Consider the following 18136-nt stretch of genomic DNA (forward strand, 5'->3'; position numbering starts at 1 on the left):
GGGCCCTGGCCGCGCTCGTCTCCGGCCGGTCGTCGGACCCGGGGGTTGGCCCATCGGCCCCCGCCCTCCCGGACACCGGAACCGCGCCCCTCACGCCGATCATGCGCTGGATCGCCGAACGGCCCGGCCCCACCGGCAGGTTCAGCCAGTCCATGCTGCTGACCCTGCCGTCCGCCATCGCCCCGGCCGAGACGGCGGAGGTCCTGGGCGCGGTCCTGCGCCACCACTCCGTGCTGCGCGCCCGCATCGACCTGGACGCCGGGGCCTTCACGATCCCGGAGCCGGAGGCGGGAGCCGAGCCGGCGCTGGACGAAGGCCCGTCCGGTACGGGGGCGACCCCCGAGGCGCTGGCCCGCGAGGTCGACGAACTCGCCGCCCAACTCGACCCGGCAGCGGGACTGATGGTGAGGGCCCGCAGTTACCCCGGGCACGCCGGACAGCCCGGCAGGCTGCTGCTCGTCGTCCACCACCTGGCCGTCGATGGCGTCTCCTGGCGTATCCTCCTCGACGACCTGGCCCAGGCCTGGAGCGACATCGAGCAGGGCCGGACCCCTCAACTTCCGCCCGTCACCACCTCGTTCCGGAGCTGGGCCCACACGCTGCGACGGCAGACGGCCACCCGCACCGCCGAACTCCCGCTCTGGGACGACATTCTCGCCGCCCCCGACCGGCTGCCGACCCCGCCCGGTGCCCCTTCCGTTGAGCCGCACGGCCTGGGCACGGTCGCCCAGGCCCGCCACCTGGTCCGGACCCTGGAGAGCACGCCCACCCGCACCCTGCTCACCGGGGCGGCAGATCGCCACGGCGCCCGCGTCCAGGATCTCCTGCTCGCCGCGCTGGCCCGTGCCGTACGCGAGTGGAGCGGGCGCGACGGGGTGGACTTCGCCGCCCATGTGGAGGGCCACGGCCGGGAACAGCAGATCGAGGACGGCGCCGACCTCTCCCGTACCGTCGGCTGGTTCACCAGCCTCTACCCCGTACGGCTGACCGCGACGGCCACCGAACCGCCCGCCGACACCCTCGCGCGGACCCGTGACCACCTGGAACGTCTCCCCGACAACGGCATCGGCTACGGCCTGCTGCGCTATGGGGCGGACACGGCGCGGGAGCCGGAACCTGCCGGCGCACCCCTCGTCGCGTTCAACTACCTGGGGCGGTTCGGTACGTCACCGGCCGGCGGGGGAGCGGCCTGGACCCCGGCTCCCGAGGCGGGCGTGCTCGGGGGAGCGATCAACGACACGCTCGCCATGGCCCACGCGGTCGAGATCAACGCGCTCACGCGGGACACCCCCGAGGGCCCCCTGCTGGACACCCGGCTCACCTGGTCACCGGCCGCCCTCGACGACAGGTCAGCGCACCACCTCGCCGACTGCTGGCAGCGCGCGCTGACCACCCTGGCCGTGGACGGACCCGATCTCAGGGACGGACCGGAGCCCACCACCGGCCCCGCCGACCCGCCCACCGGCAGGCCCGCCCACGGCCTGTCCCCGCTCAGCCCCGAACAGACAGCCATGCTCGAAGCACGTTGGAGGAACCGGTGAGTGCGGACCACGGCCTGGAAGACATCCTTCCCCTGGCGCCCCTTCAGGAAGGCCTGCTCTTCCACGCGGACCTCTCCGACACCGGAGGAACCCCCGGTGCGACCGATGGGCTCGACGTCTACACTATGCGTCTCGTCTTCCGCCTCGACGGGGACCTCGACACCACTGCCCTCCGCCGCGCCGCCGACACCGTGCTGGACCGCCACCCCCACCTGCGGGCGGCGTTCCTCCAGGAAGGGCTGGACCGGGCGGTCCAGGTGATTCCCCGCACGGCGGAGGTGCCGTGGCGGGAGGTCGACCTGCGGGACGCCGACCCCGTACGGCAGCGGGCCGAGGAGCAGCGGATCCTGGACGAGGAGCGCGCCCACCGCTTCGATCTGACCCGGCCCCCGCTGCTGCGTCTCACCCTGCTGCGCCACGGCGACCAGGACCACACCCTCGTCCTGACGGCACATCACATCCTGCTGGACGGCTGGTCGGTTCCTCTGCTCGGCAAGGAACTGTTCGCCGCCTACGCCCAGCACACCAAGGCCCCCGCTGCTCCCGCCCTGCCCACGGTCCGCCCCTACCGGGACTTCCTGGCCTGGCTGGCCGCGCAGGACCGGCCCGCCGCCGAGACCGCCTGGCGCGAAGCCCTCGCCCCGCTGCCCGAGCCCACCCTCCTCGCCCCGACCGCCGCAGGCGGAGCCGCCGCCGTCCCCGAGCCGCCCGTCCAGCTCGATCTGCGGCTCTCCGTCCAAGTCGGCGAAGGGCTCGCCGCGTTCGCGGCCGCCCGGCAGGTCACCACGGCGACCGTCCACCAGGCGGCCTGGGGCGTCGCCCTGGCCCGGCTGACCGGCCGCGCGAACGTGGCGTTCGGCACCACCGTCTCCGGCCGGCCCGCCGACCTCGACGGTGCCGAGTCCATGATCGGCCTGTTCATCAACACCCTGCCCGTCGCCGTGCACGCACCGCCCCACGCCCCGCTCGCGGACATCGCCACCGCCCTCCAGGCCGGCCGCACGAAGCTCCTCGGACATGAACACCTCGGCTTGCCGCATATCCAGCAACTGGCCGGACTGGGCGAGCTGTTCGACACCTTGCTGGTGGTGGAGAACTTCGGCGTCGACAGTCAGGGCCTCGCCGAAGCCCAGGCGGCTGGCGGGCTCACCGTGCGGTCCGTGCGCGGCGAGGACGCCACCCACTACCCCGTCACCGTCGTCGTCCACCCCGGCCCCGAGACCCGCATCGCCCTGCGCTACCGGCCCGACCTCCTCACCGCCGACCGGGCCCGCGCCCTCGGCACCGCCTACGTCCGCGTCCTGGAGACCCTGGCGGCCGACTCCACCGCCCCGGCGGGGAGTGTGGGACTGCTCACCGCACAGGACCGCCGCCGCGTTCTGGAGGACGGCGAGGCCCTGGCCCCCGAGAGCGAAACCCCGTCCGGGTCCATCCCGGACCGCTTCGCGGCGGCCGCCGCTCTGGACCCCGACGCCATCGCCGTAACGGACGGCGACCGTGCGTTGAGCTACCGGGAACTCGACGCCCTGTCCGACCGGATCGCCCGCCTGCTGGACGCACAGGGCGCGGGCCCCGGGACCTTTGTCGCCCTTTCCGTTGAACCGTCCGCCGAGCAGATCGCCGCGATCCTCGGCGTCCTCAAGACCGGCGCGGCCTACCTGCCGCAGCCCGCCGACGCCCCCGCCGACCGGGTCGGCTTCCAACTCGCCTCCGCGCGACCGGTGGTGGGCCTGGCGACCTCGTCGGCGCACCGGGACAGCCTGCCCGCCACCGACGGGTCCGCCGACCGTCCCGGCGTGGGCTGGCTGACCCTCGACGACATCCCGGCGGCGGCCCCGGGCGACGCCGCGTACACCGCCCCCGGCATCTCCCCGCACGCCGCCGCCTACGTCATCCACACCTCCGGATCCACCGGGCGCCCCAAGGGTGTGGTCGTCGAACACCACAATGTGCTGCGGCTGTTGGACGCCACCAACGACGATTTCGGATTCGGCCCGGACGACGTCTGGACCCTCTTCCACTCCTACGCCTTCGACTTCTCCGTCTGGGAGATCTTCGGGGCGCTGCTGTACGGGGGACGCCTCGTCGTCGTCCCGCGCGCCACGACCCGCGCGCCCGAGGAGTTCGCCGCCCTTCTGCGCCGCGAACGCGTCACCGTGCTCAACCAGACCCCGTCCGCCTTCCATCAGCTCGCCGACGTCCTGCTCGGCCAGGAGGAGACCTCCGGCGAAGGCGAACTCGCCCTCCATACCGTCGTTTTCGGCGGCGAAGCGCTCGACCCGGCACGGCTCACCGGCTGGTTCGAGCGGTACGGGGACGACGGCCCCGAGCTCGTGAACATGTACGGCATCACCGAGACCACCGTGCACGTCACCCACCGGGTGCTGGAAGCCGACGAGGCGTCCGGGCCGGACGCCGCCCCGCTCAGTCCCGTCGGCCGGCCCCTCGACGACCTCTCCGCGCGGCTGCTCGACTCCGCCCTGCACCCCGTCGCCCCCGGTGCCACCGGCGAGCTGTACGTCGCCGGGCCCGGCCTGGCCCGCGGCTACCTCGGCCGGCACGCCCTCACCGCCATCCGCTTCGTCGCCGACCCGTACGGCCCGCCCGGCACCCGCATGTACCGCACCGGGGACCTGGCCCGCTGGACGGCCGACGGTGAACTCGACTACCTCGGGCGAGCCGACGAGCAGGTGCAGATCCGGGGCTTCCGCGTCGAACCCGGTGAGGCCCGCGCCGCACTCGCCGCCCTCGACGAGGTGGCCGACGCCGTCGTCCTGGCCCGCCCCGCACCCGGCGGCGGCACCCGCCTCCTCGCCTACGCCACCCCCGCCGCCGGCCCGCTCGCCCCGGACCGCCTCCGCGAGGCCCTGCGCGAACGGCTGCCCGACTACCTCGTCCCGGCCGCCGTCATCCCCGTCGACCACTGGCCGCTCACCGGCAACGGCAAGCTCGACCGCAACGCCCTGCCCGATCCCGAGGAAGCCACAACCCTCGGCGGGCGCGCCCCGGCGACCCCGCAGGAAGAGATCATCGCCCACCTCTTCGCGGCGGTCCTCGAACGCGAACACATCGGAGCCGACGACGACTTCTTTGCCCTCGGCGGCCACTCCCTGCTCGCGACCCGCATCGCCTCCCGGATCCGGGCAGCCCTGAACGTAACCCTGTCCGTACGCGACGTCTTCGAAGCCCCCACCGTTGCTGCTCTCGCCCGCCGCGTCCACCACGCGGGCCGGGCCCCGGAACCGCTCCGGCCACGGCCGCGCCCCACCACCCTGCCGCTCTCCCCGGCCCAACGCCGACTGTGGTTCCTCCAGCAGCTCCACGGCGTCGGCTCCGACTACACCATCCCCTTCGCCGCCCGGCTGACAGGACCCCTGGACGTTCCTGCCCTGCGCGCCGCCGTCCTCGACGTGATGGCCCGTCACGAAAGCCTGCGCACGGTGTTCCCCGCCACCGACGGGCAGCCGCGCCAGCACATCGTCGACGTATCCGACCTGCCCGATCCGCTCACGGTCACCGACGCCACCGGGGTGGAGGACGAACTCCGCCTGTACGTCGAGGAGATGGCCCGCACGTCCATCGACGTCGAGCGGGACGTACCGCTGCGCGCGGGTCTGCTGCGGATCGGCCCCGACCAGCACGTCGTCGTGCTGGTCGTCCACCACATCGCCGCCGACCAGTGGTCCGCCCGCCCGCTCCTCACCGACCTCGCCACCGCCTACGCCGCCCGCACCGGAGGCGAAGCCCCGGCCTGGCCGCCGCTGCCCGTCCAGTACGCCGACTTCACCCTGTGGCAGCGCGCCACCCTCGGCTGGGACGACGACGCACCGCACCCGGACGGCGTCGTCGCCGCCCAGCTCGACCACTGGCGGGAGGCCCTGCGCGACCTCCCCGCCGAACTTCCCCTGCCCACCGACCGGCCACGTCCGCCGGTCCCGAGCCACCGGGGCGGCTTCGCCCGGTTCACCGTGCCGCCCGCCGTGCACACCGCGATGCGCACCCTGGCCCGCACCGAGTCCACCTCGCTGTTCATGGTCGCCCACGCGGCGCTCGCCGCCCTGCTCGCCCGCACCGGGGCCGGCCAGGACATCGTTATCGGCACGCCGGTCGCAGGACGCCACGACAGCGCACTGGACGATCTCGTCGGCTTCTTCGTCAACAACCTCGTCCTGCGCACCGACCTGTCCGGCGACCCGTCCTTCCGCGACCTCCTGCACCGGGTCCGGGACACCGACCTCGCCGCCTACGCCCACGCGGATGTGCCCTTCGAGCACCTGGTCGACGCGCTCGCCCCGCACCGCTCCCTCTCCCGCCACCCGCTCTTCCAGGTGATGCTGGCGTACGAGAACCGGCAGGCGGGCGAGATCGGGCTGCCCGGACTCACCACCACGACCGTCCCGGCGTTCGGCCGTTCCGCCAAGTTCGACCTGACCTTCACCCTCGCCGAGCGCGACGGAGCGGACGGCATCGAAGGCGTCCTCGAATACGCCGAGGACCTCTTCGAACCCGCGACCGCGCGTGCTCTCGCCGACCGGCTCGTCCGTCTCCTGGCCGAGGCTGTCGCCGATCCCACGACACCCCTGCACCGGCTGGAGATCCTCAGCCCCGCCGAGCGCACCGCGCTCCTCGGCCGCCATGAGGACACCGCCGTACCGCACGGCGACGCCACCGCCACCCTGCCCGGCCTCTTCGCCGCCGCCGTCGCTGCCCACCCCGACGCCCCTGCCCTCGCCGGACCGGACCTCGCCACGGGAGACCGGACGGAACTGGACTACCGGCAGCTCGACGCCGCCGCGAACGCCCTGGCCCACGACCTCATCGCCCATGGGGTACGGCCGCAGGACCGGGTCGCGGTCATGCTGCCCCGCACCGTTGAGGCCGTCGTCGCCCTCCTCGCCGTCGCCAAGACCGGAGCCGTCTACCTCCCGGTCGACCCGGACTACCCGGCCGACCGGATCGCCCACATGCTCACCGACGCGGCCCCCGCTCTCGTCCTGACCGGCCCCGGGACAGGTCTCGGAACAGCCTCCGGAACAGCCGCCGCCGACGGCGTACCCCGGCTGGAGATCGACGGTTCCCTGCGCGTCCGGTCCGCCGACGACCCCGGCCTCTGGCGCACCCAGCGGCCCGACGCGGTGGCGTACATCATCTACACCTCCGGCTCCACCGGCCGCCCCAAGGGCGTGGCCGTCACCCACACCGGGCTGCCCGCGCTGGCCCGCACCCTCGCCGACGCCTTCGGGGCCGGGCCCGGCGACCGGGTCCTCCAGTTCGCCTCGCTGAGCTTCGACACGTCGGTGTGGGAGATCGTCATGGCGCTGTTCTCCGGCGCGGCCCTGGAGATCGTGCCCGCCGACCGACGCCTGGGCGAACCGCTCGCGGAATTCCTCACCGAACACCGCGTCACCCACCTCACCGTCCCGCCCGCCGTCCTCGCCGCACTCCCCGAGGACGCCATCGCCCCCGGCACTACGCTCATCGTCGCCGGAGAGGCCTGCACCCCCGCCCTCGTCCGCGCCTGGGCTCCCCGCACCCGCATGTTCAACTCCTACGGGCCCACGGAGACCACCGTCGACGCCACACTCTGGCGCTGCGACCCCGACCTCCTGCGCGCCGAGGACACCAGCCCCGTCCCCGTCGGCACCGCCGTCGCCGGGACAGCGGCCCTCGTCCTGGACGCGGCGCTGCGACCGGTCCCGCCCGGCACCCCGGGTGAGCTGTACGTCGCCGGGTCCGGGCTCGCCCGCGGCTACCTGGGCCGCCCCGGCCTCACCGCGACCCGTTTCGTCGCCGACCCGTACGGTCCGCCCGGCACCCGGATGTACCGCACCGGCGACCTGGCCCGCCGCCGCGCCGACGGTGAGCTGGAGTATCTGGGCCGCGCCGACCACCAGGTGAAGCTGCGCGGATTCCGTATCGAACTCGGCGAGATCGAGTCCGCCCTGACCGCCCTGGACGGCGTATGCCAAGCCGCCGCCGTGCTCCGCGAGGACCGGCCGGGCAACAAGCTCATCGCCGCCTACGCCGTCGCCCGGCCCGGAGCGGACCTCGACCCCGACCGGCTGCGTACAGAGCTGGCCCGTACCCTGCCCGACTACGCCGTCCCCGCCACCCTGACCGTGCTGCCCGCCCTGCCGCTCGGCCCCACCGGCAAGGTGGACCGCGCTGCCCTGCCCGTCCCGCTCGTCGCCACCGCCGACGACACCCCGCTGACGGGGACGGCCGCCACGCTGGCGGACCTGTTCGCGGACGTTCTGCGGCTGGACGGGCCGCCCGGCGGCGACGACTCCTTCTTCGCGCTCGGCGGCGACAGCATCTCCTCCATCCAACTCGTCTCCCGCGCACGGAAGTCGGGCCTCGCGCTCAGCGCCCGGCAGATCTTCGAGCACCCCACCCCGCGCGCCCTCGCCGATGTCGTCGCCCCGCACGCGGACACCGAGCCCGCACCGGACAGCGACGTTGACCGGAAAGCCGCGCCGGCCCTGTTCACCCCGCTCATGCACTGGCTGCGCCGGCAGCCCGACCACTGGCGCGGCTTCCATCAGTCGATGCTGGTCACCGTCGAGTCCACGCTCACCGAGGACCGCCTGCGGACCGCGCTCGGGCACCTCTTGGCCACCCACGACCTGCTGCGCGCCCGCGTCACCACCGACCACCCCGACGGCCGCCCCCGGCTCACCCCCTCCGATGCCGCACCCGACCCGGCGACCCTCCTCACCGTCGTCCCCGTCGACGGCGACGACACCGAACTACGCCGGGCCGTGGAGGCCCAGTCCCGTGCCCGTGCGGCCGAACTCGACCCGTCGCAGGGTGTGTTGATGCGGGCCGTCTGGTTCCCGCGCGGGCCCGGCCGGGACGGTCGGCTGCTGCTCCTCGTTCACCACCTGGCCGTGGACGGCGTGTCCTGGCGGATCCTGCTGCCCGACCTCGCGCACGCCGTCGCCACCGGCACCCCGCCGGCCCGGACCGGCACCTCCTTCGCCCACTGGTCGGGTGAGTTGTACGAGGACCCCGAGCGCTTCGCCGCCGAACGGCCCCACTGGGACGGCGTCCTGGCCGACCGGCCCACCCCGCTCGCCCCCGACGACGCGGCGAACACCCCGCACACCCCCGGCGAATTGCGCACCGAACTCGCCCCCGATCTCACCGCGCCGCTCCTTGCCGCCACCGCCGCCGCGTTCCACGCACGCCCCGACGAACTCCTCCTTGCCGCACTCGTCCACGCCGTCGGCGGCGACACTCCGGTCCTGGTCGACCTCGAATCCCACGGCCGCCATGAGGAGTTGGCTCCAGGAGCCGGTCTCTCCCGTACCGTGGGCTGGTTCACCACCCAGTACCCCGTCCGGCTGGACCCCGGCACCGGAGGAGTCGGCCAGGACGTCAAGCGGGTCCGGGACCGGCTCGCGGCCGTTCCCGGCCGGGGGACGGGGTACGGGGCGCTGTACGGGCAGGCCCCCAGCGGGGCCCAGGCCGCCTTCAACTACCTCGGCCGGTTCACCGCCGACACCCCGGACGGGCACTGGGTCCCCGCGTCCGAATCCGACGCGGTCCACCCGGGACCGCAGCCCGTGCTCCTCGACGGGCACGTCCTGGACCTCAACGCCTCGACTCTGGACGGCCCCGAGGGTCCCATCCTCACCGTCCGCTGGACGTACGCCACCGATGTCATCGATCTCGAGCGGATGCGGGCCCTCGCCGACCGGTTCACCTCCGCCCTCACCGAACTCGTCCACCGCCGCGACGAACCCGGCTTCGCGGGACACAGCCCGGGCGACTTCCCGGTGTCCCTCGACCAGCACGAGATCGCCGAGCTGGAAGCGGCGAGCCCCGCACTCGACGGCGTACTGCCACTGACGCCACTCCAACACGGTCTCGCCTACCACGCGTTGGCCGTGGAGCCCGGAGCTGATCCGTACGTCGTCCAGCTGGAGTTGGAGATCAGCGGACCGCTCGACCCCGGCCGTCTGCGCGACGCCGCGCGGGCCGTCGTGGACCGGCACGCCAACCTCCGCGCCGGATTCCGCCGCCTCAGCACCGGCCGCCTGGTCCAGTACACGACCGCCGACACCGCACCGGAGTGGACCGAACACGACCTGCGCGCGTGCCCGGGCGCCCCGGTGACGGATGCCCTGGCCGCCTTGGTTTCCGCAGACCGCGTCCGCCCCTTCGCCCCGGACCAGCCACCACTGCTCCGCTTCACCCTGATCCGCACCGCCGACGACCGGTGGCGGCTGCTGTTCACCAGTCACCACCTGCTGCTCGACGGCTGGTCCGCGCCGCTCCTGCTCACCGACCTGTTCGACGCCTATGCCGGACGCCCCCCGGTCCGCCGCCGCCCCTTCGCCGACTACGCGCGCTGGCTCGCCGACCGCGACCGCCCCGCCGCCGAAGCCGCATGGCGCACCGCGCTCGACGGAGTCACCGAGCCCACCCTCATCGCCCCCGGCGACACCCCGGCCGCCGCCCTGATCCCCGAGGAGACCGCCACCGTCCTCGACTCCGCCCTCACGGCCGCGCTCCAGAACCGCGCCCGCACCACCGGCACCACCCTGAACACCGTCGTCCAGACGGGCTGGGGGCTCGTCCTGTCCCGGCTCACCGGACGCGACGACGTCGTCTTCGGCGGTGCGGTCTCCGGCCGGCCCGCCGAACTCGACGGCGTGGAAGGGATGCTGGGACTCTTCGTCAACACCCTGCCCACTCGCGTACGTGCGGCTCCCGCCCGCACCCTGGGCGACGCGGTGGCCGATCTCCACGCCCGCCAGGTGGCCCTGCTCGACCACCAGCACCTCGGCCTCGCCGACATCCAGCAACTCGTCGGCCTGCCCGCACTGCTGGACACCATGACCGTCTTCGAGAACTACCCCTTCGACGACGACGCGCTCTCTGGAAGTGAACGCGCCGCAGGGCTCGACGTACGCGGCGTCGGCGGGCGCGACGCCACCCACTACCCGCTGACCCTCGCGATCACCCTCCAGGGCGGCCGGCTGCGGCTCGTCCTCAAGCACCGCCCCGACCTGTACGACAGCGCGGCAGCCCGTGCCGTCCTCGACTGGCTGACGCGCGCCCTGGACCTCCTCGCCCACCGGCCCGACCTCCCCGCCGGACAGGTGGACCTCGCCCCGGACGCCTCCGCCACACTCAGCGGCCGGCCGGGCATCCCCGCCGCCCTGGGCTGTGCCGGAACGGTCGCGGCCGTCGCCGCCGACACGCCCGACGCCATCGCCGTACGGCCCCTCGACGGCGGGCAGCAGCCGGTGACGTACGCGGAACTCGTCGCGCGAGCAGCCGAGTTCGCGGGGCGGCTGCGGGAGGTGGGGGCCGGACCCGAGTCCGTCGTGGCCCTCCTGCTGCCACGCTCGGTGGACCTCGTCGTCGCCGAACTCGCCGTGGCCTGGGCCGGAGCCGCCTACTTGCCCCTGCACCCCGACTGGCCCGCCGAACGCATCCGCACCGTCCTCGGCGCAGCCGACGCGGTCGCCCTGATCTGCCGCTCCGGCACCGGCACCGACGCCTTCGGACCGGTCCCGGTGCTCCACCCGTACGGCGGGAGCACGCCCTCAGCTCCTCGTACGCTCCCGGCACCTCCCGCCCCGCACCGGCTCGCCTACGTCATGTACACCTCCGGCTCCACCGGCGAGCCCAAGGGCGTCGCCGTCCCCGAGAGCGCCGTCCTCGCCCTTGCCGAGGACAGCCGGTTCGCGGGCGACGCCCACCGGCGGGTCCTCGTGCACTCCCCGCACTCCTTCGACGCGGCCACCCACGAGATCTGGGGCACCCTGCTGCGCGGCGGCGAACTCGTCCTGGCTCCCGACGCGCCCCTCGACCCGGCACGCTGGCGCGAGCTGCTGACCGGCGGCGCGGGCCGGGGCGGGGGAGTGGGCAGCGCCTGGTTCACCGCCGGACTGTTCGCGCTCCTCGCCCAGGACGCACCGGAGACCTTCACCGCCCTGCGCGAGGTGTGGACCGGCGGCGACGTCGTCTCCCCCGGGGCGGTGGCCGCCGCCCACGCCGCCGCTCCGCACCTCCGCGTCGTGAACGGCTACGGACCCACCGAGACCACCACGTTCGCCACCGCCCACCTCCTCGACCCCGAGGCATCCGACGCCGGCCCGCTGCCCATCGGACGGCCGCTCGACGGCATGACCCTGAGGGTGCTCGACACAGCCCTGCGCCCTGTGCTGCCCGGTGTCCCCGGCGAGCTGTACATCGGCGGGGCCGGCCTCGCCCGTGGCTACCACGGCCGACCCGGCCGCACAGCCGAACGCTTCGTCGCCGACCCGCACGGGAGCCCGGGGGAGCGGCTGTACCGCACCGGCGACCTGGTGCGCATCCGGCCGGACGGGGCCCTGGACTTCCTGGGCCGCACCGACGACCAGATCAAACTGCGCGGCCACCGCGTCGAGCCCGGAGAGACAGAGGCGGGCCTCCTCGCCGAACCGGGCGTCGCCCGCGCCGCCGTGACCCTGCGCACCGACCTCCCCGGCGGCCCCGCCCTCGTTGGATACGCGGTTCCCGCTCCGGGCACCACCCTGGACACCGAAGCGCTGCGCCGACGCCTCGCCGCTCGCCTCCCCGACTACCAGGTCCCCGCCCACCTCATCGCCGTCGACGCGCTCCCGCTCACCGAGAACGGCAAGGTCGACCGCGCCGCCCTGCCCGCCCCCGATTCCTCCGCCCCGGCGGGCCCCGACCACCGGCCACCGGCCGATCAGCGCACCGAACTCCTCTGCCACGCCTTCGCCGACGCCCTCGGGCTCCCCTCCTTCGGCCCGCACGAGGACTTCTTCGAACGCGGCGGTCACTCGCTGTCCGCGATGAGCCTGGTGGGCCGGGCCCGTACGCTCCTCGACGCGGACCTCTCCGTCGGCGACCTCTTTACCGCTCGCACCCCGGCCGCCACCGCAGCCCTGCTGCGCGCAGCACGTACGCCCGCCCGGCCCTCGGCGGCCGTCGACCGACCGCGCCCCGCCGAACCGCCGCTCTCCGCCGCCCAGCAGCGCCTCTGGTTCCTCCACCGGCTGGAGGAGGAACCCACCGCCGCGTACAACGTGCCCATCGCCCTCCGCCTCACCGGGACGCTTGACGAACGGGCGCTGGAGCGGGCACTCGCCGATCTCACCGCCCGCCACGAGGTGCTGCGCACGGTGTTCCCCGAGCGCGAGGGCCGCGCCGTGCAGCACATCCTCGCCCCGGGCGACGCCCCCGTACCCCTCACCGTCCGGACGACGACCCCCGACGCCCTGGACGCCGCGCTGGCCGAGGCCGCGAGCCTGCCCTTCGCCCTGGACCGGGAGACGCCGCTGCGCGCCGGCCTGTTCCGGGTGGCCGCCGAGGACGGGACGAGCGACGTGCTGCTTCTCGTCCTGCACCACATCGCCGGGGACGAGTGGTCCGTACGCCCCCTGCTCGACGACCTGTCGACCGCCCTCGCCGCCCGCTGCGACGGCCGGTCCCCACAGTGGACGCCGCTGCCCCTCCAGTACGCCGACCACACCCTGCGGCAACAGGAGCTGCTCGGCGACGAGACCGACGAGGACAGCGAGATCAGCCGGCAGGTCCGCTACTGGAAGGACCAACTCGCCGGACTCGCACCGGAACTGCCTCTCCCCATGGACCGGCCGCGCCGCCCGGACACCGGCCACGACGGAGGCATCGTCGAATTCGGGCTCTCCCCGCAGGTCACCGCCGGACTCCGCCGGCTCGCCTCCCGCACCGGCGCGACCCCGTTCATGGTCGCCCACGCGGCCCTCGCCGTTCTGCTCCACCGGATCGGCGGCACCGACGACGTCCCCGTGGGCACGCTCGTCGCCGGACGCGACGACGCGGCAGTGCACGACCTCGTCGGCTTCTTCGTCAACACCCTCGTCCTGCGCACCGACGTCGGCGGCGACCCGACCCCGGCCCAGCTCGTCGCCCGCGCCCGGGCCGCCACGCTCGACGCACTCGACCACGCCGACGTCCCCTTCGAGCGCCTCGTCGACCTGCTCGACGTCGAACGCTCCCTGGAACGCCACCCGTTGTTCCAGGTCATGCTGAACTACCAGACGCGCACCGCCGAAGGCCCGGAACTGGGCGGTCTGAACAGCGAGCCGGTCGCCGTCCACACCCGTACGGCCAAGTTCGACCTCACGTTCACCCTGGTCCAGGAACCGGGAGCCGACGGTCCGTTGAACGGCGGCATCACCTACCGCACCGGCCTCTTCGACGCGGCGACCGTACGCAGGATCGCCGACTGGTACGAACGGGTCCTGGTCGCCTTCGCGGACCACCCGGACCGGCCCGTCGGCGGCTGCCGTCTGCTCACCGACACCGAGCGGCACCAGCTCCTCACCACCTGGAACAGCGCCGAGGAGCCCGTCCAACCCGTCTCGCCCGCCCGGGAGTTCGCCGAGCGAGCCGGTCTCGCGCCCGATGCGCCCGCCGTGATCGACGGCGACCGCACCATCCCGTACGGCGAACTCCTCGCGGACGTCCGGTCGCTGGCCGCCCGCCTCCGCGAGCACGGAGTGCGGCGCGGCGAACCCGTCGCGGTCCTTCTGCCCCGGTCGGCGGAGCTGGTCACCGCCGTGCACGCCGTGCTCCAAGCGGGCGGAGCGTATCTGCCGCTGGACCCGGACCACCCGGCCGCACGCCTCTCCGTGATGCTCGGCGACAACCCGCCCCCCGTGCTCCTCACCGACCGCGCGCGGCTGGATCTGCTGCCCGACGGCTTCGACCGGCCGGTGGTGCTGCTCGACGACCCGCGCCCGGCGGCCCCCGCCGATTTCGCCCCTGCCGAACCCCACCCCGCGCAGCCCGCGTACATCCTGCACACCTCCGGCTCCACCTGCCGCCCCAAGGCCGTCTCCGTCCCCCACGGGGCGCTCGGCAACCGGCTCGCCTGGACACAGCGGCGGTTCCCGCTCGGGCCGGGGGACCGCATGCTGGCCAAGGCGGCCCCCGGGTTCGACGTCTCGGTCTGGGAGCTGACCGGCCCCCTCCTCGCCGGAGCCACCGTCGTCCTCGCCGGACCGGACGCGCACCGCGACCCCGCCCAACTCGCCCGGCTGATCAGCGAACACACCGTCCACGCGGTCCATTTCGTGCCGTCGATGCTCACCCTGTTCGCCGCCGAGCCGGAAGCGGCGCGCTGCACCTCGCTGCGGTGGATCTTCAGCGGCGGCGAAGCCCTCACCGACACCCTCGTACGACGCTGCGCGGAGGTGTTCACGGCCCCCGTCGTCAACCAGTACGGGCCGACGGAGGCGGCCGTCGACGTCACCGCCCGTACCGCCGTTCCCGGCGAACAGCCCCTCGCCCCGCTCGGAGCCCCGGGAGCGGGAACCCGCGCCTACGTCCTGGACGCGGCCCTGCGGCCTGTACCGCCCGGAGTGAGCGGCGAACTGTATCTGGGCGGGCAGCAGTTGGCGCTCGGCTACCTCGGCCGGACCGCGCAGACCGCCGAACGCTTCGTCGCCGACCCGTTCGGAGCCCCGGGGGAGCGGCTGTACCGTACCGGCGACCTGGCCCGCTGGAACGTGCGCGGCGAGCTGGAGTATCTGCGCCGCGCCGACGACCAGGTGAAGCTGCGCGGCGTACGGATCGAGCCGGAGGAGGTGCGCAGTGTCCTCCTCGGCCACCCGGATGTCCGGGATGCCCTCGTCCTCGTACGCGACGATCTGCGCGGAGCGGCACGGCTGGTCGGGTACGTCACCCCCGAGGGCCCGGCCGCGCCACCCACGCCCGACGGTCTGATCGCGCACTGCGCCGGCCTGCTGCCCGGGGCCCTGGTGCCCTCCGACGTCGTCGTCCTGGACCGCTTCCCGCTCACCGTGAGCGGCAAGGTGGACCGCTCGGCGCTCCCCGCGCCCGCCGTCGCGGACCCGGCCGGGGACGGGGAGCTGCCGGAGGACGCGACCGAGCGGGTCCTCGCCGAACTGATCGCCGATCTGCTGAAGCTGCCCGCCGTCGGACGGCACGACAGCTTCTTCGGACTCGGTGGCGACAGCATCACCTCCATCGTGCTGGTCAGCGCCGCCCGGCGACGCGGACTCGTGATCAGCCCCCGTGACGTCTTCGAACAGCGGACCGTCTCGGCCCTCGCCCGCGTGGCCCGGCGGGAGGAGACCGCGGCCCTGGTGCACGACTCGGGGGCCGGGGCCGTGCCGCTCACGCCCGTCATGCACGCGCTGCGCCTTCGTGGCGGCGACCATCGCGCCTACCACCAGTCCCTCCTGGTGACCACGCCGCCCGGCCTCACCGCCGGGCGGCTGCGCCCGGCGCTCGGCCGGCTCGTCGCGCACCACCCCGTGCTGGCCGCCCGGCTGGACGACGCGTGGACGCTGCACGTTCCGGAGGGCCCAGACCTTGCTGACGACGTGCTGAGCGTCGTACGGGCGGGCGCGTCCCTCACCGACACGATCACCGACGCCTCACGGAGCGCCATCGGAGAACTCGACCCGCACAGCGGCCGCATGCTGCGCGCCGTCCTCCTCGAACCCGAGGACGGGGAGCCGGGCCGGCTGCTGCTGGTCGCCCATCACCTGGTGGTCGACGCGGTGTCCTGGCGGATCCTCCTCCCCGACCTCGCCCAGCTGTGTGCCGACCCGGACGCGCCGCTGCCCCCGGTGGAGACCTCCTTCCGCACCTGGTCCCGGGCCCTGACCGGAACCGTCGCCGACCGCCGGACCGAACTCCCTTACTGGAGCCGGGTGCTGGGCGAGCCGGGGCCCACCCCGTACGGCCGGGAACCCGACCCCGCCACCGACACCCCGGACACCGTCCACCGGCTGATCACCACCGTCCCCGCCGACCTGGCCGAACCCGCCCTGAACGAGGTGACCGCCGCGTTCCACTGCACCGAACAGGACGTCCTGCTCACCGCGTTCGTCCTCGCCCACAGCCGCTGGCGCAGCGACGACAGCACCCTCGTGCTGCTCGAAGGGCACGGCCGCGACGGCGCACTCCCCGAAGTCGCCGCCCCCGCAAGGGCGGTGGGCTGGTTCACCAGCCAGTACCCGTTCCGGGGCCGGCTCACGGAGGCCGGAGCCGACGCCGCCATCGCCGACCCCAACGCGGCCGGACGGCTCCTCAAGCAGATCAAGGAGCAGCTGCGCGCCGTCCCCGACCATGGCATCGGCTACGGCCAACTGCGGTACCTGGATGCCGCATCCGGGGCCGCCCTCGCCGCCCGCCCCGAACCCCTGACCGGCTTCAACTACCTGGGCCGCTACGACGTCGGCGAGACCGACGCCGCCCCCGAACCCTGGACCCCGAGCCCCGAGTCGGCCGCCGTATGGCGCCCGGCCCCCGCGCTCGGCGTCCACACCGCGGTGGACCTCGACATCACCGCACTGCGCCGCCCCTCGGGCACCGAGCTCTCCGTCAGCTGGCACCACGCGAGCCGCCTGGTGAGCGACGAGGAGATCGCGGTCCTGGACCGCTGGTGGCGCACCGCCCTGGACACCCTGGTGGCGGCCGCCCGCACCCAGGCCGCCGGGCACACCCCGTCCGACCTCGGCCTGCTGTCGCTGAGCCAGGACGAAATCGACGAGTTCGAAGACGAGTGGAGGACCACGTGACCGGCGCACCCCAGGGATTGCAGGACATTCTCCCGCTGTCCCCGCTCCAGCAGGGGCTCTACTTCCTGTCGTCCTACGACGACAGCGCGCTGGACGTGTACAACGTGCAGCTCGGCCTGGACCTGACGGGGCCGCTCGACGCTGACCGGCTGCGCCGCGCCGCCGGCGCCCTCCTGACCCGGCACCCCAACCTCAAGGCCGCCTTCCGCACCCGGCGCAACGGCGACCCCGTCACCGTCGTCCCGCACACGGTGGACATCCCCTGGCAGGACGTCGACCTCTCCGGCCTCGACGCGGCCGAGCGCGACCGGCGCGTCGGACGCCTCACCGACGCCGACCGGCACACCCGCTTCGACCTGGCCCGGCCGCCCCTGATCCGCTTCACCGCGATCCGGCTGGCCCCCGAACGGCACCGGCTGCTCTTCACCCACCACCACCTGCTGCTCGACGGCTGGTCCACGGCCCGCGTCGTCCAGGAACTCTTCGCCCTGTACGCGGCCGACGGCGCCACCGACGGCCTGCCCGAAGTCCGCCCGTACCGCGACTACCTGGCCTGGGCCGCCGCCCAGGACACCGAGGCGGACGAGCGCGCCTGGCGCGACGCGCTGGCCGGTCTCGACGGGCCGACCGTCATCGCCCCGGCCCTCGACGGCCAGCCGGAAGCCGAACCAGCGTCCCAGAATGTCGAGTTGGCACCCGAGTCGGGCGCGGCCCTGGTCGCCGTCGCCCGGAAGCTGGACGCCACCGTGCCCGTCGTCGTCCAGACCCTGTGGTCCCTGGTCCTCGCCGATATGACCGGGCGGCAGGACATCGTGTCCGGCACCACCGTCTCCGGCAGGCCCGCCGAACTGGCCGGTGCCGAGTCCATGGTCGGGCTGTTCATCAACACCCTTCCGGTACGGGTCAGGGTCCGGCACGACGAGACCCTCGCCGAGCTCGTCCGGCGCACCGCCGACGAACAAGCCGCGCTGCTGGCCCACCACCATGTCGCGCTCGCCCGGATCCAGAAGCTCACCGACACCGGCGGCCCGC

3 protein-coding genes (2 of these 3 running past the window's edge) are annotated in these 18136 nt (G+C 74.3%); all 3 read left to right on the forward strand.

Annotated elements, in window-relative coordinates; genetic code table 11:
* Tightly spaced (each overlapping or abutting the next), the 3 genes in view from A3Q37_RS08030 to A3Q37_RS08040 form a layout consistent with a single transcriptional unit that may run on beyond the window.
* Positions 1-1541 carry the 3' end of a non-ribosomal peptide synthetase gene (locus A3Q37_RS08030; RefSeq protein WP_065479827.1) on the forward strand. 15820 nt of this gene lie to the left of the window's left edge, so the window shows 1541 of its 17361 coding nt (coding positions 15821-17361); its start codon lies beyond the left edge, outside the window; it ends in the stop codon at positions 1539-1541.
* Entirely contained in the window at positions 1538-17104 is a 15567-nt protein-coding gene (locus tag A3Q37_RS08035) for a non-ribosomal peptide synthetase (protein WP_065479830.1), read from the forward strand. The genes A3Q37_RS08030 and A3Q37_RS08035 overlap by 4 nt, the downstream gene beginning before the upstream one ends.
* Positions 17101-18136, forward strand: partial view of a non-ribosomal peptide synthetase gene (locus A3Q37_RS08040; protein ID WP_065480251.1) — the start only. It continues 14501 nt past the right edge of the window; the window shows 1036 of its 15537 coding nt (coding positions 1-1036); the start codon lies at positions 17101-17103; its stop codon lies off the right edge, out of view. The genes A3Q37_RS08035 and A3Q37_RS08040 overlap by 4 nt, the downstream gene beginning before the upstream one ends.

Origin of the sequence: Streptomyces sp. PTY087I2 (assembly GCF_001687325.1) — a bacterium.
Lineage (GTDB): Bacteria > Actinomycetota > Actinomycetes > Streptomycetales > Streptomycetaceae > Streptomyces.